Annotated in this window: 17 protein-coding genes; 8 read left to right on the top strand and 9 right to left on the bottom strand. The window is 47.4% G+C overall.

The genetic code is table 11. The features are described 5' to 3' along the window. The first annotated feature begins 507 nt into the window (after positions 1-507). The 3 genes from VP504_RS05385 to VP504_RS05370 all read left to right on the top strand — a co-directional run bounded on the left by VP504_RS05385 (position 508) and on the right by VP504_RS05370 (position 3228). Complete coding sequence (locus tag VP504_RS05385; protein ID WP_062706659.1) at positions 508-714, top strand: hypothetical protein; 207 nt, start codon at positions 508-510, stop codon at positions 712-714. Positions 715-1603: 889 nt separating this feature from the next. Continuing rightward, a complete protein-coding gene (locus VP504_RS05375) occupies positions 1604-2074 on the top strand; it encodes a low molecular weight protein-tyrosine-phosphatase (RefSeq protein WP_325893305.1) in 471 nt (156 codons plus the stop codon). A 179-nt stretch (positions 2075-2253) separates the two neighbouring features. Then, the gene (locus tag VP504_RS05370; protein WP_325893304.1) at positions 2254-3228 is read left to right on the top strand and encodes a LysR substrate-binding domain-containing protein; all 975 of its coding nucleotides are present in this window, start codon (positions 2254-2256) and stop codon (positions 3226-3228) included. A gap of 47 nt (positions 3229-3275) precedes the next feature. Here VP504_RS05370 and VP504_RS05365 read toward each other — a convergent pair whose 3' ends face one another. After that, on the bottom strand, positions 3276-3665 hold the full coding sequence (locus VP504_RS05365) for a hypothetical protein (protein ID WP_325893303.1): 390 nt from the start codon (positions 3663-3665) through the stop codon (positions 3276-3278). Positions 3666-3673: 8 nt separating this feature from the next. Then, complete coding sequence (gene potE / locus VP504_RS05360; RefSeq protein ID WP_325893302.1) at positions 3674-4993, bottom strand: putrescine-ornithine antiporter; 1320 nt, start codon at positions 4991-4993, stop codon at positions 3674-3676. A 384-nt stretch (positions 4994-5377) separates the two neighbouring features. Between potE and adiA the strand changes: the two genes are divergently transcribed. Further along, the gene (gene adiA, locus VP504_RS05355; protein WP_325893301.1) at positions 5378-7672 is read left to right on the top strand and encodes an arginine decarboxylase; all 2295 of its coding nucleotides are present in this window, start codon (positions 5378-5380) and stop codon (positions 7670-7672) included. 185 nt (positions 7673-7857) lie between these two features. Here the strand turns inward: adiA and VP504_RS05350 are convergent, their stop codons facing one another. The 3 genes from VP504_RS05350 to VP504_RS05340 form a co-directional block, all read right to left on the bottom strand. Further along, positions 7858-9156, bottom strand: coding sequence for an ABC transporter substrate-binding protein (locus tag VP504_RS05350; protein ID WP_325893299.1), 1299 nt, complete (start codon positions 9154-9156; stop codon positions 7858-7860). A 10-nt stretch (positions 9157-9166) separates the two neighbouring features. Continuing rightward, positions 9167-11140: a methyl-accepting chemotaxis protein gene (locus VP504_RS05345; protein WP_325893298.1), complete on the bottom strand. Its 1974-nt coding sequence runs from the start codon at positions 11138-11140 to the stop codon at positions 9167-9169. Between the two features lie 363 nt (positions 11141-11503). Beyond that, entirely contained in the window at positions 11504-12256 is a 753-nt protein-coding gene (locus VP504_RS05340; RefSeq protein WP_325893296.1) for a DNA repair protein, read from the bottom strand. 319 nt (positions 12257-12575) lie between these two features. Here VP504_RS05340 and cysB point away from each other — a divergent pair, with 319 nt between their 5' ends. The 3 genes from cysB to VP504_RS05325 all read left to right on the top strand — a co-directional run bounded on the left by cysB (position 12576) and on the right by VP504_RS05325 (position 15574). Continuing rightward, a complete protein-coding gene (gene cysB, locus VP504_RS05335; RefSeq protein ID WP_325893295.1) occupies positions 12576-13550 on the top strand; it encodes an HTH-type transcriptional regulator CysB in 975 nt (324 codons plus the stop codon). A 93-nt stretch (positions 13551-13643) separates the two neighbouring features. Then, complete coding sequence (locus VP504_RS05330) at positions 13644-14861, top strand: methyltransferase (RefSeq protein ID WP_325893293.1); 1218 nt, start codon at positions 13644-13646, stop codon at positions 14859-14861. Next, a complete protein-coding gene (locus tag VP504_RS05325) occupies positions 14852-15574 on the top strand; it encodes a sulfite exporter TauE/SafE family protein (protein ID WP_325893291.1) in 723 nt (240 codons plus the stop codon). Before VP504_RS05330 ends, VP504_RS05325 begins: the two co-directional genes overlap by 10 nt. A 74-nt stretch (positions 15575-15648) precedes the next feature. Here VP504_RS05325 and VP504_RS05320 read toward each other — a convergent pair whose 3' ends face one another. Both VP504_RS05320 and VP504_RS05315 read right to left on the bottom strand, forming a co-directional pair. Continuing rightward, a complete protein-coding gene (locus VP504_RS05320) occupies positions 15649-16536 on the bottom strand; it encodes a DUF3943 domain-containing protein (RefSeq protein WP_325893289.1) in 888 nt (295 codons plus the stop codon). A gap of 147 nt (positions 16537-16683) precedes the next feature. Further along, the gene (locus VP504_RS05315) at positions 16684-17871 is read right to left on the bottom strand and encodes an aromatic amino acid transport family protein (RefSeq protein ID WP_325893287.1); all 1188 of its coding nucleotides are present in this window, start codon (positions 17869-17871) and stop codon (positions 16684-16686) included. A 302-nt stretch (positions 17872-18173) separates the two neighbouring features. On the opposite strand from VP504_RS05315, the gene VP504_RS05310 reads away from it, so the two are divergent. Beyond that, positions 18174-19406: a CinA family nicotinamide mononucleotide deamidase-related protein gene (locus tag VP504_RS05310; protein WP_325893986.1), complete on the top strand. Its 1233-nt coding sequence runs from the start codon at positions 18174-18176 to the stop codon at positions 19404-19406. Positions 19407-19454: 48 nt separating this feature from the next. Here the strand turns inward: VP504_RS05310 and glsA are convergent, their stop codons facing one another. Together glsA and gadC are read right to left on the bottom strand one after the other, a co-directional pair. Then, positions 19455-20393 carry a glutaminase A gene (gene glsA / locus VP504_RS05305; RefSeq protein ID WP_325893286.1) on the bottom strand — a complete coding sequence of 313 codons (939 nt, stop codon included), beginning with the start codon at positions 20391-20393 and terminating at the stop codon, positions 19455-19457. Next, on the bottom strand, positions 20390-21949 hold the full coding sequence (gene gadC, locus VP504_RS05300; RefSeq protein WP_325893284.1) for a putative glutamine/gamma-aminobutyrate antiporter GadC: 1560 nt from the start codon (positions 21947-21949) through the stop codon (positions 20390-20392). Before gadC ends, glsA begins: the two co-directional genes overlap by 4 nt. Positions 21950-22009: the final 60 nt, after the last annotated feature.

Here is a 22009-nt window from a genome sequence, read left to right as displayed (position 1 = left end):
GCGCCATGACGGACTCAGTGACACTGGCTTTGGGGCAGAAGCGTGCTGAAGCTGCCAGCTGCTGAGAACTTCCAGAGGTACACAGAGTAACGAAAGGGCATTGAGTATGACTTATGCCACGGCTTTTACGCTCAGTGTGTATCCTGTTTTATCGGAATTAATTGAAAGTGTGGCTGTGTTGATACGCAAAAAATTATTGATAAAAATAAGTGAGTTATCTTATTTGAGAATACTTTGACAAGTGTATTAACGGTTCCTTTATTTGATTTGAATGAAAGACTGGACATTTTAATCAGTGTCTAACATTAACATACTGTTAATTGTCATCTTTTGTATGCATTAACTAACATTGAACTTCTTATTGAACTGTATGAATAAAAGTTGGGGCTATTGTCCGATAATTTAAAAGGTTGAGTAAGTCTAATTGAAGAGCAGTACCAGCTATTGATGTGCCATTGTCGCGTTGTCTAGTGTTAACGTAATAATTCAAAAAATGGAACGAAGGTCATGGCTAGGGATAGGGTTGGTGTAAAAAAAATAGAGCTACCCAGAGCGGATGTAGACGACTTAATCATTGAACTGAGTGCGTTACTGGATTTGATGTTAGTGGAAGGGACGGAGCTTTCAGATGACACGAAGATATGGGTTCGACAGACCATATTGAAGTTAGTGGCTTTGCTGAAGGTGAATGAAGATCCGAACATCAAAGAGTAACTCATGGGCCAGCGTTAGGCGAGTAAGAACGAACGCGGTATACAATTAAACGACAAATTGCGGTACTTGAATGAGGCGGTGAGTTGGTAGCGTCGCAAATCCCGTTTCTAAATAATGAGAAGGACGCGCGCCGTACCTTTTGATCTAATGAATTTCGCCAAAAACCAAATTCCACCAAGAGGAATTACCGATGCACGATATTCAGATACTACAAGAGACGCTAACCAATCAGTGTCCCACTATTCATAAAAAAACGACTTCAATTTCTGCTACTTGCGACTGAGTTTGTACTCGATGGCCGTGCAGTGACTTTGTATGAACAAGCCTTTGAATATAAGCAATATAATTCACCAACATCCCATCAGCGCTTTCTCGATAAGCTTCAAGATATTCTCCCACAAGGCGCTACGCCCATTGTGAATTCTTTTCGCTTTAATTTTAACTTTATCTGCTCCATCACGGACTAAGACGAAGCAAGGCTTGAAAAGTAAAGGGCCAAGTTATTGGCTAGCTACGAAATTGACAATGCGATCAAAGACCAGCAAAAGGTTTATACCGAAGAAATCAGCGCTCTTTATGATTTACTGGTAGTTCGGAAAGATGTGTCGGAAGAGACCTTAGCTTGGATGCGAGTCACATTACTCAAGTTTCTAAGTGACTACATGAGACTGAGAAAGAAAGAGGAAGTAGAGGTCAAGGATTGTTGATGAACACAAGATACTTCTGTAGTACTCGTGCCTGTAATTACTATGTTGCGGGCTTTTTTTTTGTTTTTGACTGTAAAAGTATCTTTGAAATCCCTCCAAAACTATTTGTAAGTATCTTATTTATAATGGAATAATTTTGTTATATTCTAAGGTCTAGAGTAAAGTTTATTGTTTCTATCCCAATGAAAAATAAAAGAAAAACATCAATTCTCGTTGTCTGTATGGGCAATATTTGTCGTTCGCCTACCGGGGAAGCAATACTTCGTGCCAAAGCCAAGGTACGTGGTTTGGATGTCGAGATTGACTCTGCAGGCACCATTGGGTATCACGCGGGTTCCAAGCCTGATGAAAGGGCAAGGAAAGCTGGTGAAGCAAGAGGCTACGACTTTTCAGGGATTTACTCGCGTCAGGTTGAAGATGAAGACTTTGAAAAGTTCGATATGATCTTGGCGTCTGATAAAGCCAACCTAGCGGATCTTCTCGATCGTTGCCCTGAGCACCTGCGAGCAAGAGTTTCTCTCTTTTTGAGCCATGGCCATTCTTCTTTGGCTGAGATTCCTGACCCTTACTACGGTGGGTCGCGAGGTTTTGAATTGGTATTGGATTTGATTGAGGAAGCCAGCGACAGTGTGCTGGATAAAGTGACAGCCTGATAACATTCAGCAACCCAACACAGAGAGCCCGCCTTGAGCGGGCTCAATTGTTTATATACAGAACAATATTTGGCAACTTTGTCATACATCAAGCAATTTGGTGCCTTTGTGCTTGTTTAAAATTGATCGCTCTTATAAATTTATGATCTATAGCAGAGTGCTTTTTGTGGAGTAAGAGATTGAAACTTCAGCAGCTTAAATATCTAAAAGCGATAAAGGACAACAATTTAAACGTGTCCGCAGCCTCCCAGTCGCTTTTTACGACTCAGCCAGGCGTGAGTAAACAAGTCGGATTGCTGGAAAAAGAACTCGGCGTGAGGATTTTCGAACGTCGTGGTAAGAACCTCAGTGGCATAACTCCAATCGGTGAGCGAATTCTAGAGCAAGTTGAGCGCATGCTGGCACTGGAGCAAAAAATTAAAGCACTGGCGAATGAGCATCTGGACCCGAGTGTAGGGACGTTGAATATCTACACTACCCATACGATCGCGCGTTATCTGCTGCCTAATAGCGTGTCTTACTTCACCAAAAAGTACCCGAACATCAATTTCCACCTGCATCCGACGCTGCCACTGCAGACCAAGGGCGTGATCAGTAAAGGGCATTCGGATTTTTCGATCGTAGCTCATGATATCGGTGCAGATAACGATTTGATCCAATTGCCTGCTTATCTCTGGACTATGGGGTTAGTAGTGCCGGAAGAGCACCCGCTGGCTGACGTACGAAAGCCAACACTTAAGCAACTGTCTGAGTATCCGATCTTAAGTTACGAGCCGGGTTCAACGGGTCGTCAGGTCCAGGATGAAGTTTTCAGCCGCGCAAGTATCAACCCGAACTATTTTATGACGGTGATGGATGCAGACGTGATCAAGCGTTACGTCCAACTCGGTTTTGGTATTGGTATTATCTCAACGTTGGCGGCTCGCGACATCGAAAACACGGGTCTGACATACATCAATCTCGACCATTTGTTTGAGCCATGTAACGCATGGATATGTTTCTCGAAAGATATCTTGCTGCAGAACTACATGTATGACTTCCTGATGTCTTTTTCGCCACACTTGACCAAAACATTAATGGAAAGTGTGCTGATGCAGAACAGTAGTGAAAAAGTCGACAAGCTATTTGAAGGCCTTGAGCTGCCCGTGTACTAACAGATAAAGTGATGTAAAAAACGCCAGTGTTGCTGGCGTTTTTGCGTTCAGCTGCGGGAGGGCTCCCCATCCGCAACTGCCGGTGTTCGTATGGTTCGGCCTTGGTTGTTGTTGAGTTCGGGATGATCCACTAGGAGGTGTTTGCGGATAGCCGGCGCTTCAGGTTCATTTTCCGGATGATTTTGATGATAGATTGGCGTTTTCGGTCGATAAACATGATGCGGCCTACCATCTTCTAACACTGTTTCGGGAATGCGTTTGCCAATGATAATTTCAATGGCTGTCATAGCATCACTCGTCGGAACAGACTCGGTTTCATACTCTTCAATCACGACTTCCTCGACAGCATGTAGAACTGAAGGAAAGAGCGTAATAGCTGCCCCCATCAACAACAAAATCGCCAGTTTCTTCATTGCTTGGGCTTCTATGTCTGACATATCGCCTCCTACGCGGGTGTGCCATCGTTTCTGTCACGGGCAGCAACGAATCCATAGAAGATGTAGCCGAACATGGTGAGAATCGAACCCCAGAACACCGCCGATTGACCACAGGCATACACCCCATAGATACTGTAAATCACTGCGAAAGTACCGATGACAGCGGCGGTTTTATACTCTTTCTGACTAACATTTTGTTTACGAAGAATTACTTCAAGGCCAGTCAGTGACAGGATGTATGGCACCATATTGATAAATACCGCGAGATTGAGCAGTACGTTGAACTGATTGACCAGATTTGGCGAAATTGTCATCACAGCTAACAGCAATTCGAGCCCCAACATGATCAGCATGCCTTTGATTGGCGCATTATCCTTATTGACTTCGCCAAACACCTTTGGAAACAAGCGAATATCAGCAGCGGCCTTAGAGACCTGAGCGTTGGTGAACTGCCAACCAAGTAAGGAGCCGATACAGGCTATGACTGCCAGTGCAGTGATGACACTGCCGACGGTTTCATCAAACATGTAGGTATAAACCAGACCAAATGGCGCATCGGATTTGGCCAGCTCTGCATTCGGTATTATCCCCTGAATCACCGAAGTGGAAGTAATGTACACAATTGCCGTGAAGCTGGTAGCGAGCATACAAGCCAAGGGCACATTCTTTTCGGGATTTTCCACAGCTCCCGAGTTAGCCCCTGCAGATTCAATCCCTAGAAAAGCCCAGAGCGTTAGAGCAATACCTGAAGACACTGCGGTGATGGTGGTGTCTTGGTGTGGATTCCAAGCTTCGGCAAAAACCTCAGGCTTGAACCAGAACCAGCCGACGACCGACAGCCCCACGACAGGAATGATAATTCCCCAGACAGTGATTGCAGAGATTTGTCCGGTGATTTTGGGTCCCCAGAAATTGGCAACCATAGTGACAACCAGAATGGCGACCACGGCGACAAAAGTGTGAATAGGGGTGGTTTTAATCCAAGGGAAGAAGGGCACTAGATAACCAGCAGCAGATACTGCAATCGCTACTGCACTTATCACCAGGCAGACATAATAGGTGTATGAGGCAATGAAGAACGATGATTTTCCGTGTGCTTCATTGGCATAGGCGGACATTCCACCATCTTTGTTGCAGTACATACCACACTTGGCAAATGCATAGGCAATACACATTGCTCCTAGCGCCGTCACCACCCAGGAGAGCAACGATATTGCCCCTGTTTGAGCGAGACTGGCTGGCAGCATTATGATGCCCGAGCCCATCATGTTTACAGTCACTATGGTGGTTAACCCCACCAGTCCCATTTTATTTTGTTCTGACGCCATACTGATTCTCCACTGCATTATTTGGGCATGAAATGCAGGTATTCAGCCTTGCTGCTTACACATTGGATTGACGATCTTCCGTCGATGCATCGAAACAAGTGAAAAGGCTTTGCCTGTCGAATTGAAAGTAGAAGCGGGGTAGAGAGTAGTTTGGTTCTTTTACAAGACAATCGCGCAGTTAGGTTAAATGAAACTAATTACACAACTGGCTGTTAGCCAACAAATTTAGGGGATTGACATTGCTCCTATTCGGCATTGCATCAGGTTTTATATATCTTTTTCATTCAATTTGTCTTTTTTGCGACTTTGTCTAATCGCGGGCTCTTCTATGGTGAATGGGATTCAAACAAAACACTTCTCCTCATTCGGTGTCGGAGCTTGGCTATGAAAACCTACGGAAAGAAATTTAATGTTCTGATCTTGGAAGAAGCCCATAAAGAAGGTGTAGTGGGTAATGCAATTGAGAGGCTGATTTCAGAACTGGAAAGCAGCGGTTCGCGAGTGATGGTGGCGACAAGCTTTGACGATTGTTACTCGGTGATTTTTTCAAATACCGCGCTTGACTGTCTGATGCTGACATCCGCCATGAGCGGCTCCCAGAGCGAAGAAAATGAGCGCTTCTATGTGTTGATAGAAAAGCTGAATCGCCGTCAGCAAAATGTGCCTGTATTTCTGCTGGCTGAACGCAAAAAAATTACGCTTCACGTCACCCGTGAGATGATGGAAAAAGTCGATGAATTTGCCTGGATTCTGGAAGATACGCCAGATTTCATTGCAGGCCGCGCCATAGCAGCCATGAACCGCTACCGCAAACAGTTACTACCTCCACTGATGTCCGCATTGATGAGGTATGACGACATTCACGAGTATTCCTGGGCAGCACCGGGTCACCAAGGGGGGGTCGGGTTTACCAAAACCCCTGCCGGCCAGCGTTTTTACAATTACTATGGTGAGGGTATATTTAGGACCGACATGGGGATTGAGCGTGGTAGCTTAGGCTCACTACTCGACCACACAGGCTACTTTGGCGATAGTGAGCGTTATGCTGCCAAGGTGTTTGGCGCTGACCAATCCTACTCGCTGGTGACGGGCACATCAGGCTCCAACCGCACCATCATGTCCGCTTGTATGAACGAGAATGATCTGGTGATTTGTGACCGTAACTGTCACAAGTCGATCGAGCAGGGACTGATGCTCTCAGGTGCTCGTCCTATCTATCTGCTTCCAACACGAAATCGCTATGGCATTATTGGTCCTATCTATCCTGACCAGCTTTCAAAGCAGGTGCTTGACCAGCGTGCAAAAGATTACTCACTCACCAAAGATTACGCGGCTCAACGGGCGGTGTATGCCGTGCTGACTAACTGCACCTACGATGGCCTTTGCTATAACGCGGAAAGGGCACAGGATATTCTCGCTGAAAGCAGTGACCGCATTCACTTCGATGAAGCTTGGTACGGTTACGCACGTTTTAACCCAATCTACGAAAAACACTACGCGATGCGCGGCGAGCCAACCGAAGATCCTGACGCGCCAACCGTGTTTGCTACTCACTCTACCCATAAATTGCTGAATGCTTTGTCTCAAGCGTCTTGGCTGCATGTGAGAAATGGTAAAGCTGCCATCAGCTTCGAGCGCTTCAATCAGGCGTACATGATGCACGCGACCACCTCTCCGCTGTATGCGATTTGTGCATCGAACGATATTGCTGTATCGCAGATGGCCGGTAACCGAGGCCATTCGTTGACCCTGGAAGTGATTCGCGAAGCGGTAGATTTCCGTCAGGCAATGGGGCGGTTGAATCGAGAGTACACAGAAAATGGCGATTGGTTCTTCACGCCGTGGAATGCGGACACTGTCAAAGACCCGCAAACTGGGGAGAGTTATGCCTTCGAAGATGCGCCTGCAGACTTGCTATGCGAGAGTCAGGATGCCTGGGTTATGCACCCTGGTGATACCTGGCACGGCTTCGAAGATATGCCTGCAGACTGGTGTATGCTCGATCCAATCAAGGTCAGTATTCTCGCGCCGGGTATGGGAGATGATGGCAAACTTCTTGATAAAGGTGTACCAGCCGCACTGGTCACACTCTACCTTGGACGCTTCGGTATAGTGCCAACGCGTACCACGGATTTTCAGGTGATGTTCCTCTTCTCCATGGGTATTACTAAAGGTAAGTGGGCAACGCTGGTCAATACGCTGATGGGTTTCAAACGTCACTACGACAACAACACACCGCTGGTGGATTCGCTGCCTGATTTGGCGTCAGATTTTCCTGATGTCTATGGCGATATGGGGCTTAAGGATTTGGGTGATAAGATTTTCAGTTACCTGAAACAGCACAATCCGGGAGAAGTATTGAATGCGGCTTACGAAACGCTACCAGAAGCCGTGATAACACCGCGTACTGCTTATCAGGCGATCGTGGCTGATAACGTTGAAATGGTGCCTTCGCATCAACTCGTTGGGCGTGTTGCCGCCAATGCGGTTATCCCATATCCACCGGGCATTCCGATGTTAATGTCCGGAGAGAGCTTCGGTGACGAGAACAGTCCGCAAATCAAGTACCTCAAGAGCCTAGAAGTGTGGGATGAAGAATTCCCGGGCTTTGAAAAAGAAACCGAAGGGACAGAGATGCATGACGGCATTTACCACGTAATGTGTGTAAAGCATGTTTAGGTTTTAAGGATGAATAAGGCCTATTAGTTCAGACTGTTGCATTAATTAGCGTTATAGGTACTCGAATATCACGAGAGCAGTATGGATACCCCGAACCTACTACAGACATGTGACCCTGATGTGCTGGAAGCATCCAATGACAGAAAACCCGGCGCAAAGGCCGGGTTTAGATTTGTTCATTCCTATTACAGCAAAGGTGCACAGTTACAGTTGCTGTTTGAGGAACTTTGCTTGCTGTCTTTCTGAGGCTGATACCATTCCTCGAGTCCGTCTTGCAGTTGCTTGGCTGCTTGAGCAGGGCTCATTTGGCCTGTCATCACACCTACGCTGGTTTCCCAAATCTCAAGTTCGAAGTTTGGCTCTCCACGGGACAGAACCTGTGCCGAGTTACGGATGGTCGAATCACACTTGTCGCGCCAGGAGATCATTTCCTGCGCTATTGGGTCTTTCACATCAAAGAAGTGGTTCGACAGTGAGAAGAAGCCAGAGATTTCGTTGGTCAAAAGCTCAGCAAATTCTGCGGTCGTCATCCATTTTAGGAAAGTCTCAGCTGCTTCCGGGTTTTTCGACTTGGCATTAAGGCCCATACCCAGATCAGTATGGTCACTAAAATAACAAGCATCGCCTCGTTTCTCTACTGGTGGGGGGAATACGCCCATGTTCACTTTTCCGCGGAAGGTGCCAATGTCCCAAGAACCCGCTGGATAAACTGCGGCTTTGCCGTCAGCAAACATTTTGATCGCGTCGTTATATCCGCGCTGATCAAAGTCATCACCCATGTAGCTTGCCCACTTACTAAGCTCACGGAAGGTATCGCGATACGGCTTGCTATCCGCACGTTCTTTACCGGTCAGCAGGCCATCACGGCCATCTTCGCCTTTCCAGTAAGTTGGGCCAATGTTCTGGAAGCCCATAGTTGCAGCTTCCCACTTATCTTTGGTACCCATTGCCAGTGGCAGGTAACCCGCGCGCTTGGCTTTCTCTAATGCCCAGTAGAAATCGGCTTTGGTCACAGGCTCATTCACGCCGACTTCTTTAAAGATATCTTTGTTGTAGAAAAAACCATGGATCACAGATGCCATCGGCAAACAAAAGGTCTGTGCGCCGGAGTCGGTTTGCCATGGTGCCAGTGCGAAGCTTGGGAAGTTTTCCATACCTTCCATTTCGGTCACTTCTTTCAGAAGACCGCGCTCGAATAGACCCAGAGAGCCATCAAAGGGGCGACAGGCGATCAGGTCACCCGCTGACTGACTTTTAAAGCGTGCTTCCATGTCATCGTTCCACTTGGAGGCATCCAGATCCGGTGGCGAGCGGTATTCCACTTTTATGTTTGGATAGTGCTTGTTGAACGCAGGGATGATTTTCTCATTCCATACCGCGTCGTCACTACGCCAGGAGTCAATCACCAGTGTGGTTTGTGCATTCGCCAGCGTCGAAGCGGCAAAGGTCAGTACTGCAATAGGCAGCAGGGCTAATTTCTTCATTCTCTGCTCCTTAGACGCGGAAGTTGCCAATCAGGTTTTGCTGGTCTTGTGCCAAATCTGCCAGTGATTCACTGCTCGATGCTGATGCTCTTGCATCTTTCTCCGCTTCATAAGCCACGTGTGCAATGCCGTTGATGTGCTCTGCCACATCATGGCTCACTTTGATTTGCTCTTCGGTTGCCTGCGCGACATGCACCGCCATCTCGTGAATAGACTTCATACGTGACACGATGTCCTGCAGGGTTTCGTCTGTCAGGCGAGTCTGGGTCAGACATTCTTCCATCTGCTTCTGGCTGGTGTTCATGGTTTCTGCCATGCGTGATGCGTTGCCTTGCAGGTTGTTGATCATTTGCTGGATTTCTTCTGTTGACTGCTGGGTGCGAGTCGCCAGAGCGCGTACTTCATCAGCAACCACCGCAAAACCACGGCCATGAGAGCCCGCACGGGCTGCTTCAATTGCTGCGTTCAGCGCCAGCAGGTTGGTCTGTTCTGCGATATCTTGAATGACATGCAATATAGAGCCAATGCTGTTGGAGTATTGGTTAAGCTGCTGGGTGTTGTTCACCGCTTCTTCGATGTTTCCAGAGAGCTGTTCGGTCAGCTGACGGCTGCGGGAGACCTGTGAACGACCACTGTTAGCCGCATCGTTAGTGCTTTCTACTTCCGATACGGTCAGCTCAGTAGAGCGGGAGATTTCCTTGGCGCTCACTTCCATCTCAGAAATAGCCGCAGCGACTTGGTCCGTACGGGATTTCTGGTCTTCCACGCGTGACATGGCACTTTCGCTAACATTCGCCGCGCGGCTTGCTTCATCCAGCAGGTGCTGTGCGCCGTCGCCGAATTTTGCCAGCGTTTGTGACATGGTGTTCGCCAGTTCATCTATTGAGCGGCTCAGCTCACCGAACTCATCCTGTGCGTTGTAATTCGCGCGGGTGCGCATGTCGCCGTCGGTCATTTTGTCCAGTACGTTTCGGATCAGTGCCAGTGGTTTCTGGATGCTGCGTGTCGTGCTAACACCAACCCAAAGGCTGAAAACTGCAGCAATCGAAGTCATCAGAATCACGTATAGGAAAGCTTCACTCACTGCCGCTTCAGCATCTTTACGGCTGCTGGTGGCCAGTTGTTGTGCATACGTTGCGTAACCTTCCAGTTGGCCCTGGATGTCTTCCATCTGGCGGTTGGTACGCTGGCTTTCCTGATGAAGGCGGGCATTGACTTGCTGTTGTTGGCTAAGTACATCAATGAGACCATTGTCATCTAGCGTCAGGGATTCAACTTTCTTTAGGTTGCGCGAGTATCGTGCTTTTACGTCTTCTTCTACGCTAATAAGCTCTAGACGCTTGAACGCAATTTCAATGTCTTTCGCCATGGTGGCCCGAAGTTTGTCGAGGTTGGTGTCCTGATCGGCGCGGCGCAGCATTTTCAGGTCACGGGCAATACCACTGGTGATGAGTTCTGCGCGGTTATGTAGTGAGCGCTTCACAGAAGCTTTTTGTAAAAGAAGGTTAGCAGCCCACTGGTAGGTGTCTTCCAGACGCAGGAATTTCAGATCTAAGGCTTCGCGTTCTGCGATTAGCTGGTTGGATTGATTTTGAAGCTGGATCAGCACTTTCGCCTGCTCAAAGTAGCCGTTTGAAGCTTGGGCGATGGTATTGAGTTGTTGACTTTCATTTTCATTCGGACGGCCCTGTTGTGCGGTATTCAGAGTGTCGAAGAAGCGGCGTTTTTGCTCTTCAAAGGTCTGATCAATCTGGTTTGATTCAGATGGGTCATTGTGAAAGGTTCTGACCAGCAGGTTGGTGCGCATCAACTGGGTGATCAGGTTTCCGGATGCAACAACCATTGGGGTGGATTGGTCGGTTATTTGTTCAACTTTACCCTGCAGGGTCTTGGCGTTGAACAGGCTGACGCTGCTAAGTAGTGCCATTAATACGAACATTAAGACAAAACCTGCAACTGTTCTCTGTACGACGGACAACTTCATTGTTCTCTCACTCTACAACAGTCTGGCGATGGGGATTCAAAAGCTACGCAGCGCATTCCGGCAGCTTAGAGTCACAACGGGTTCTAAATTTACGGCTCTAAATAAAGACTTAGGAGAAGCCAAAAAGGTCGAGGATTGTGACATCAAATATTCTTATCGGCACACCGTACGTTATTCTTTAATAAAAAAATGCTATCTGACGCACAATTAATTCGCAGATAAAAATAAATACTGAACAGGTGTATCAAAAAAGATTCATTGCTGCAGGGATACTTGGGTTTAAAGCGATTAACCGATGAATCGAGTGCTGGCGGGCACAAAAAAAGCCCCGTATGGGGCTTCCTCTATTGAAAAGTTAAAGCATTACCACTTCTTCTTGGGAGCGAACAGCTCGTCGAGCTCGTCGCCTTCTTTTTTCGGCTGTTGAGCTGCAGTTGTTTCGTTCAACGCGGTATTAACGTCTTCTAGCATAGCAGAGAGATTTTCCTTCGCTGATTGGCAGTACGGATCATTCTTAGCACTAACCACATCCAGAGCTTTCTTAAGCAATTGTTGAGCGGTACCCAACTGGCCTTTAATCTTTGCATCGTTAACACGTTTCAATACATTCTCGATGTTGATCTTCATCTGCATCTGCTCAAGACGCGAGTTTTCAGCCACGAACGCTTGAGTTTGCATACGACCTTTTGTGTGCTCGGCCTTAATTACGGCGCGCAAACGCTTCACCAGCTTTAGCATAGAAATCGCTTCGCGATCACTGTCTGGTACCCTAAAAGAAGTCGACTCTTTATTCTGATAAGTCTGCTTGATCTGGTTAACCTGCTGCTGAACGTCAGCAATGCGTGTTGGTAGAGAACGATCGCTCTTGTCGATCTCATGCATGGTTTTCAGGGCATCAAGGATTTTCTGGTTCAGACAAATCAGCAGGGACCCACTATAAGGAAGGTTATGCGCGTTACCAATCAGCTCTTCAGTGGCATCAATAACTGCAATATATTTAGCCATTTCCTGGCGTTTTGATGACTCTACACGCTGACGTTGCTGGGCCATAATGTTGTAGCCAACAATAAGACCAAGCAAAATGACGCAAAGGCCAACAATTAAGGCGATATTCATAAGTGAGCGTCGATAATCCCTGTTAAAACGATGACTGACTAAGATACACGATCTACAGATAGGGTCATAGTTTGTTAATACTATTTTCGATCTTAGCTAAATTCTGACGTAGCGTAACCCTTTTATCCAACTTACTGCGCCAGAACGCACGTTTATTTATAGTGCTATCATTAAGTTATCACCCGCAATCGTTGTCCGTGAGGCTGAGTGAGACAAGGTATTTTGGGCGCTGGGTAAAGGTTACGTGCCATAAAGCTACGCCTCCGCTTATTTTGGCGCTATAACAGCATTAGCCCCATTTCTTGCTTGCTGCAACATTATGAAATTACAACAACTAAAATATATCGTCGAAGTGGTTAACCACGATCTCAACGTTTCCTCAACGGCAGAAAGCCTCTATACGTCACAACCTGGTATCAGTAAGCAAATCCGAGCTCTGGAAGATGAACTCGGTGTGCAGATCTTTGGCCGTAGTGGTAAACACCTGACTAAACTCACCCCTGCTGGCTGTCAGATTGTTGAAATTTCGAGAGACATTCTCTCCCGTGTAGACAGCATTAAATCGGTGGCGCAGGAGTATACCAACCCGGAGCGTGGTCAATTGAATATTGCCACCACCCACACCCAGGCAAGATATGCCTTACCGGACGTGATTTCACGATTTGTGAAGCGTTATCCGAAGGTATCACTGCACATGCATCAGGGAGCGCCAAGTCAGATCGCAGGCTTTGTATTGAAAGGGGCTTCTGACTTTGCTATTGCAACAGAAGCTTCACATTTATACGAAGATTTACTGATGTTGCCTTGCTATCACTGGACTCGCTCTTTGATTGTGCGGAAAGATCACCCACTGGCGCAGCGCTCCGCTATTACAATCTACGACATCGCCCAATATCCGCTGGTAACATATGTATTTGGTTTTACTGGAAGATCCAGTCTGGATTCCGCGTTCGATAAAGCCAAGCTCAAGCCAAATATCGTTTTTACTGCGACCGATGCCGACGTGATTAAGACTTATGTTCGTTTGGGGGTAGGTATTGGTGTGATGGCGCGTATGGCCTATGACAATGAATTGGATAAAGATTTGGTCGCGATCGATGCAAGCCATATTTTTGATGCCAGCACAACAAGAATTGGGTTTCGAAGAGGCACTGTCCTTCGCAGCTACATGTACGACTTTATTGAGAGTTTTGCGCCACACCTAACCCGCGAAACAATTGAGAAAGTGATACTGATGAAAGACCTCAATGAAGTTGAAAAGTTCTTTAGTCAGTTTGACCTCCCAGTAAGGTAGTTATCGTAAAAGGAAGCTCTGCACCTCTCCCCCGAGTTGGGTATATACTTCGGCTGTTTTCTGGAGATTCCGCAATGCGGGTGGAGTACGTTCTTGTCATTATCCTTTGATGTTCTCTCTGAACGTTTTATTCAATTGGATGCTTTTCTGTCCTCGCATACTTTATTTTGGCAGGGTGTGCCGTTTGATTGTCTCGATTTACCCTGGCGGGAGAGTCACCCCGAACTGTGCGAGTGGCTGGATACGCAGTCCCTTCACGAACTGGGAAATTGGAAAGAAAGCCCTGCAGATTTGGCCAAAATGCTCAGTAAGTGGCTCCCAGATGCGAAGTCTTTTATTTCTCTGACTGCGATAGAGCCACAACAATCCGCTGATGTTCAGTGCGATCCCCATTGGGCGACAGGTGTTCCTGGTCGTAAGTGGTCTCAGATCAGCACCTTTACGGCGGCGTTAAGAGCAGGTGAAGGCGGAAATTGGCTTGAATGGTGCGCTGGGAAGGGATATCTCGGGCGTATTCTGGCGGCAACGAAAAATGCGAATGTCACTAGCTTGGAGTGGCAGCAGGCGCTTTGTGATGATGGTCAGGCATATGCAGAAAAGCATCAACTTCCAATGCGGTTCGTGCAGGGCGATGCCTTCGCAAAAGAAAGCCAGCAGTTAGTACAAGGGTGTGATCATGCGGTTGCATTGCATGCATGCGGTGACCTGCATGTGACGCTTTTACGCCATGCAGTAGAAGCGAAGCCGTTGTCTGTTTCGGTGTCTCCTTGCTGCTATCACCTCATTCGGGATAAGCAGTATCAACCTTTATCTTCATTAGCCAAGGCATCTGAGCTATCGCTCAGCAAACATGATTTAAAGCTCCCCCTCCAAGAAACCGTAACGGCGAGGCAAACTGTGAAGAGTAAGCGTTTTGTCGAGGTGAGCTTTCGACTTGGTTTTGATGCTTTGCAGAGAAACCTATCTAACTCCGACAAATATTTGCCTATTCCTAATGTACAAAAATCTTTTTTAAAAGAGGGGTTTGAGGCATTCTGCTATTGGGCCGCTATGCGAAAAGGCATCACCCTGCCAAAGGGTCTTAACTTCGGTCATTTCCTTCAAATCGGAGAGACTCGATTCCACACCGTAGAGAAGATGGAGACAGTGCGAACGCTGTTTCGGCGTCCCCTAGAAATATGGTTGGTTCTTGACCGGGCCCTTTATCTGACAGAAAACGGGTACCATACTGATATCTCAACATTTTGCTCTCGCGAACTGACGCCGAGGAATCTGCTTATCCATGCCGTAAGGAAAAATAGATGGCACTGAGCACGGAAGAGCTCATTTTAATCATGCTGGCTTTAAGTGCTGGCGCATTTGTCCAAAGCCTAATTGGCTTTGGTCTTGCCATTGTTTCTGCGCCAATTCTAATGTTTATTGACGCCTCGTTGGTGCCCGCCGCAGTTACACTTGTGACGCTTGGACTCGCAATAGTGAATACCTGGCAATATCGCAGTCAGTTGTCCTTTAAAGGCATCAGTTGGGCATTTGTTGGCCGTATTCCCGGTACTTTTGTTGCTTCAGCATTGCTTTTCTATCTCTCAGCGAATTCACTTGAATTGCTGATGGGGATTGCAGTGCTGATTGCCGTTGTCGCCAGTATCTTCAAATTTGCTGTAGAGCCGAACAATAAAAATATGTTCTGGGCAGGTTTTGCTGCGGCGATTATGGGAACCACAACTGGGATTGGTGGCCCGCCCATGGCATTGGTTCTGCAGAAAATGGATGTGATGAAACTGAGGGCGACACTGGCTGGTTATTTTATCTTCAGTTGCGCGATTTCTCTAGGCGCACAAGCGATGGCAGGATACTTTACGTTGTGGCACCTGAAAGTCAGCCTGATTTCTCTACCACTCGTATTTCTCTCTTCAGTGTTTGCTCTTCGTTTGGCCCCTTATGTGAGAGCAGAATGGGTAAGATACGGACTACTGATTTTGTGTGGGTTTGCTGGGCTGGCGCTTTTAGGGAAAGGTTTAAGCTAAACATCAGATAAACAGACCCTAATACAAAAAAGCCAGCATTGCTGGCTTTTCTTATTTTTTATAGTTCAGAGACCTTAAAACTTCAGGCTGACCTGCATACCAATGAATTGGCTGTCATACGGCGCACCAGCATCTGCAGCATAACGTGCGGCCTCCTGATTGTTGAACCAAGGGTCGTAATTCATACGAACTTCAGTGTCGCCTTGCCACATATTCGTCACCCAACCGTGAATATGACCCACCGGATTCAGGAGGAACAGGCTGACATCCCCCAGAGTTTCCGAGCCCATGACTTCACCACCGTCGGCGACGATGTGTTGCTCGGTCAGGTACATCCATTCACCTACAGCAGCACCAAATAATGGCGTCACGATAATATCCTGGATGGAAGGAACTTCTGCAAAGGCCTCTACACCATATTCCCAGAAGAAGGTCGACATAGTGAACGAGTAAAGGAAAGACTCGAACTCGTTGAAGCCTGAGTGACGAGCCGCAGTGTAGTAAACACCACCAAAGTAAGGGTGCATTACGTAGTTCAGGTAGTGGTCATCTTTATCCCAAACAGGCCCTTCCGACACATTGTCCCACCATTTCTTACCCAGATTTGAGAAGTCGCGATCTTCTGCTGTCCAGTTTGTCACGCTTTCCGGCAAGAATGTCATCAGACCGACGGTCGCTACACTCAGGCCCAGAATGGTGTAAGTCTGTCCCATCAGGTAGTCCCAGTCTTTATCGGAAGAGGTAGATAGGTAGCGAGGCAAACCTTGAGAGCGATATTCATTAACATCGAATGAATAACCACTTTGGATAGGTTCACCAGTGTCGAGTGCAGATTGGCTGTAGTTCAGTTGACTGCTGTAGGCAGAAGCCTGCTGCTCGAAGTTGATGGTGGACGCATCGAATGCAGAGGCAGAGTGAGTAACGAATAAAGCGGCTGCAGCAATAGTAGAGCGAAGGCGCACGTAGGATCTCCCACACAAACAAATGCCAAACCTCATCGCTGCTTATTGTGCGAGTGGTTTGGCATGTAAATTCTTGAATTAGACGATGTTTCGTCCATCAATGCGATTCAGTACGTCCTTTTTGAATGGCACCGAGACATATGGTTACTACCCAATACCGTGTACTAATTGTGAGACAATCACGGAAAGGCCGCTAATCATAGCAATGTAAAGGGTAACTTTTCCACCGAAAACTTGATACTGGTCGCGATTTAAACCTAAGCGGCGTACTTTCTGAGCCATTAAAACGGGAATTATAACAGCCAAAATGACCAAAGCGATCGAAGCAAAACCTAACGCTGCAATGAATCCTTGCGGGTAAAATAATGCGACCAGCATAGGTGGGATAAAAGTCACTAAACCCGTTTGAATTCGGCCTTTTGCAGATGAAGGGCGTTTCAACATATCAGCCATGAAATCAAAGAGTCCCAGACTGACACCCAGAAAGGAAGTCGCGAGCGCCAGATCAGCGAAGAGAGAAATCGCGTTGGCGATGCGAGTGGAATCTATTGCGGTACTGATAGATTGAATAAACATACCTAGATTAGAGTTTTGAGTTAGGGTGGAAGCCCCCAATACACCGAAACTTGCGGCTTGCCAAAGTACGTAGATGATCAGTGGCAGTGCAGATCCAATCAGCATGACTTTTCTTAGCACTTTAATGTTGAGCCCAGTGTAGGCGACCACTGAAGGTATGCTGCCGTGAAAGCCAAATGAAGTGAACATCACAGGAATTGCTGCGATGAGCAGACCTTCTTGAAGAGGCAGAGCAACCAGATTCTGACCTTCTCCCAACGGAAGTAGTAAGGCAAGGGAGAGACCGAGTAATACGACTTTAAGTAAAAACAGTCCGCGGTTAATCACATCGACTTTTTGGGTACCCAACATCACCACGGTAGCCACCAGCGTAGTGAACAACACAACACCTGCACTCTTTGGCAAAGGCCCACCCGTGTTTAATGCAGACAGTTTGTTATGGAACTGGCTACCGCCTCCTGCAATATATGCTGCACAAAGTGCGTATAGCAGGAATAAAGTGGCTAAAGTCGCTACCCACTGTCCTTTTTTGCCAAGAAATTGTTTCGCCAGACTGTTTAAGGTTGCGTTGGCAGGCGCATGTTGATGGACTTCAAGCATCAGTAATGCGGTATAGCTCATCAGCATCCACATGCCGATCATCAGAATCAGCGAATGCGTAAACCCCAACCCTGCTGAAGCAAGGGGAAGGGCTAACATACCAGCACCAATCGTGGTGCCAGCAATGATCAAAGTGCTTCCTAAAACTTTACTGTGCATAATCGACTTCTTGTAATAATAAGTTTACGTACTTTGGGTTTGGAGAAGGTTAATGATACTGAGGCCATGCCAGAATATAGAATTCCATTTTGCTGTAAAGCCGAATGTAATAATTTGGGTACAAATGGTGTAATTAATTATTTACGACTTCGGCGGGGCGTCTCAGGCTTTGAAAGCACGTTAAATTTAAATCGCATCTGGTGAGTATTTTTTGTGCTTGAACGGGCTTCCTGATAACGTTTGAGTATTAATACAGTCCGAACAAGGAGATATCGGTGGAACACAACAAACTTCGAGTTGCCATGCTCAGCACTGGTGAGGAAGTGCTTCACGGAGACATCACCGATACCAATGCAGCTTGGCTGTCCAGACGCTGCTTTGAAGAAGGGTTCGCCATGCACCGCCGCGTGACGGTGGGGGATGCTCTGGATGATATTGCTATCGAATTAGTGCGATGCAGTCAGGTGTCCGATGTGGTGATTGTCAATGGTGGTCTTGGGCCTACGACAGATGATCTGACCACAGAAGCCATGGCGATGGCGATGGATGTTGATCTAGAGCTCAATAGCCATTGGCTTACTGAACTGAAAAACCGTTTTGAAAAGAACGGTAAGACAATGCCGAAAAGCAATATAAAGCAGGCGATGTTACCTGAAGGCAGTGAGTTGGTGGACAACCCGGTAGGCAGCGCGTGTGGTTTTGCTGCTGAGCTTAATGACTGTTTGTTCTTTTTTACACCAGGTGTGCCGAGTGAGTTTAAGCAGATGTTCGATAACGAAATTCTGCCCAGGCTCCAGCAACGCTATCCGAATACTTACCGTCGTGAAATTAACCGTTTCTACACCTTTGGTTTTTCAGAATCTCTGCTTAACGACAAGCTCGAGTCTTTGGCGTTACCGGAAGGTTTTGAACTTGGCTACCGATCTGCCTTACCTTTCATTGAAGTGAAAGTGTTCTCACCTCGCCAGCATCTAGATATTTCACTGGTAGCGGACGGTGTTCGCAATGTCCTTGGTGACTTGATGGTTGGTGATGGCTTACCCATGCTGGAATCTGTTGGCGTATTACTGGAAGACTCTGGTATGACACTGGCGGTTGCTGAAAAATTCTCTGGTGGTTATCTCACCAATTGGCTGAACCAAGATGACGATACACGTCAGTCACTTATCCAGTCTTGGGTGTTGAGTGAATCAACACTGACAGCAGATGGAGATTACAACCCGCTGGCAGCTGTTCTCGCCATGGCTGCAGCTTCCCGCGAAAATGCTGGCGCAAACATTGGCCTTGCTTGTGGAAACCTTGAATCAGGCATGGTAGCTCTCGGTTTGTCATCTCAGGATGGGGATTGGGGAGTGATTGTAAAGCCGCGTCGCAACCAGACTTCGGAGAACTTTCGGATTTATTGTAGCACCATGCTGCTTGACCTGTTGAGACGCTATCTTACCGGTCAGAACATGTTCCCGGAAATTGCGTCTCTGGTGACATTGGAATCACTTCATATTCCTGTTGAGGAAAGTGAAGAAACCCAAGAGTAATTAAAAAATGGCCTGAAATCAGGCCATTTTTCTGCTTATCTTTCGACGTTATCGGTAGATGTTTAGATTGAGTGCTTTCGCAACTTCCGCAATCATCCTCTGGCCACGCACACTGTTGCCTGACTCATCCAGTGGTGGAGAAAATGCAGCAATCCCTAATTTTCCGGGAGCGACTGCAAGCAGTCCACCGCCAACGCCACTCTTGCCGGGAAGCCCAACCTCAAATGCCCAATCACCGGAATAGTCGTACAAGCCTTCCATCGTCATCTCTGCAAGCAACGGTGCGACATTCTCAGCAGACATGACTTGTTCGCCGGATACAGGGTTTTCCCCCAAATTGGCAAGTGTCGCGGCCATGACAGCCAAATCTCTACAGGTGACCAGCGTGGAGCACTGTCTGGTATATACCTCGCAAGCTTCCATGGGGTCGCAGAAGCAGTTCCCTGCAGCATAGAGCAGCCATGCAATGCCACGGTTATGGAAGTTTGTTGTTTGTTCCGATTGGTTGATTTCCTCTGATAGTGTCAATTTTCCTGTGGTGATTCGGCGTTGCATGTCCAGAATGCGTTGCCACCTTTCTTCTGGGCTATCGGCTTTCAGCAAACTGACACTGGCCATTGCACCCGCATTTACCAACGGCGAGAGAGGCTTGTCCTGATGTTCACACAAAGCCAAGACGGAATTGAATGGAAGGCCGGTAGGTTCCGCTCCAATCTTCTCACGAACCGTTTCTGGGCCCACGTCTTCCATCAACAACGCAAGCGTAGCCACCTTAGATATAGACTCAATCGCGAAACTGTATTCACAATCACCTGCTTGAAAGATATCGCCAGTTGCGGTGACGATAACCAGTGCTGCCAAATCAGAAGGCACGGAAGCAAGGTAAGGAATATAGCTTGCGTTTTCGCCGCCAGGAAGCGCATGAAACTGTTGGTAGGTATTATCCACCAGTGCTTGCAGTTCGGAAGCAGAAGGCAAGGACTTCATTTTGCGTCTCCTTTTCCTTCACGATGCAGAGCTGTCAAGGATTCCGTGTGTCGGTCTGAGTGATTTTCAATGCCGGGATGTATCCCCTCTACCTGCCATGTAAATGGTGCAAAGTCAGAGTTTTCACTTCGCCAGTGCGGTTTCCTTGCGGCATATATTAGGAAAGGAATGATCGCAAACACTAAGCTCAGGCCAACGAGGAGCGAGATAAAGGTTGTTGGGCTACCCACGGCAATCTGACTGGGTGGGATAAAGCTGAAAGCAAAAGCAATCGCTGAGCTGGTAAAACCCACGCCGGCAAAAATATAAAGGCCTTTCTTACCCCCGGGAACACGATACGGGCGGGGTCGATTGGGCTGACTGAAACGAAGATAGATAGCGGCAGAAAACATCAGCATATACAGAGTGAGATAGATAACCGCGGCAAGCTGACTCAATATTTGGTAAGCGGCTTCTACCGACGGCAACACCACGAAGGTAACTGCAAGAAAACTCACAATGATGCCTTGCACCAAAAGTATATGGGTTGCCATTCCATTTTTGTTAGTGTGTTGCCAGAACCTTGGCATATAACCCGCCTTGGCGACTTCAAGCAAACCAGTGGATGGGCCTGCAACCCAGGTGACGATACCAGCCAACACGCCGATGGCGAGGCAAATCGCCATAATCGGACCGAGGAAACCCAGTCCTGCCCATTTGAACATGTCGAAGTAAGCCACCAACAGACTTTGGGTCAGGTTGATGTCGGCACTTGGGATCACAAAGGCGATGGCGAGTGTGCCAAGCACAAAGATCACCACAGTACCCAATGCCGCCATACCAATAGCAAGGGGATAAGAACGGGTAGGGTTATCCAGATCTTTAACGTGAATGGCGTTCATCTCCATCCCGGCATAAAAAAGGAAAATACTGGCGGCCAGCACCACATTGTTAAAGTTGGAAAGGTCAGGTACCAAGTCTTTCCATGCCAATTCAATCTGGATTTTTTCTCCGCTGAACAGAAAGGCAAAGCCAAGTAATATCAGGATAATGGCTGGAATAATGGTACCAATGATACCGCCCCATTTAGACAGCAACGTAAAGGCCGCTACCCCGCGAAAAGCGACAAAGGTTGCGAACCAGTAAATCGCTAGCACGATAGCCAGTACAAAGAATTTGTTTTCTGAAAGGGCAGCATCGAAGGTTTGGTCCGGACCAATAAAAGCCAGCGAAACAGCACCAAACGTCAATGCCGTGGGGAACCAAACGCATACTTGAACAAAGAGCAAAAACATCGCCATAAACGCGAGTCTTGGTCCAAAGGCTTCACCAACCCAGCGGAATATGCCGCCTTTTTCTGGCCAGCCTGTGGCAAGCTCTGCAGCCACCAGAGAAACGGGTACTAAAAAGAAGGCCGCGGCAAAGACATAGAAAAAGACAGAACTTAAACCATACTCGGCTTCGGCGGGAAGTCCTCTGAGGCTGACCACCGCCACAATGTTCATTATCGCGAAGGTGACGACGCTGATTTTTCCTACATCTTTTGCGCCAACTGAAGAATCTTTTTCGTTGCTCATTTGAATAGTCCTTTACCTGTCAGGCCAGCTTTGGCCTGACAGTGGGTGATGTAAAGAGCT

The organism is Grimontia sp. NTOU-MAR1 (assembly GCF_035758505.1).
Lineage (GTDB): Bacteria > Pseudomonadota > Gammaproteobacteria > Enterobacterales > Vibrionaceae > Enterovibrio > Enterovibrio marinus.
The sequence above is the reverse complement of the archived record's forward strand: the minus strand, read 5'-3'. Positions and strand labels throughout refer to the sequence as shown.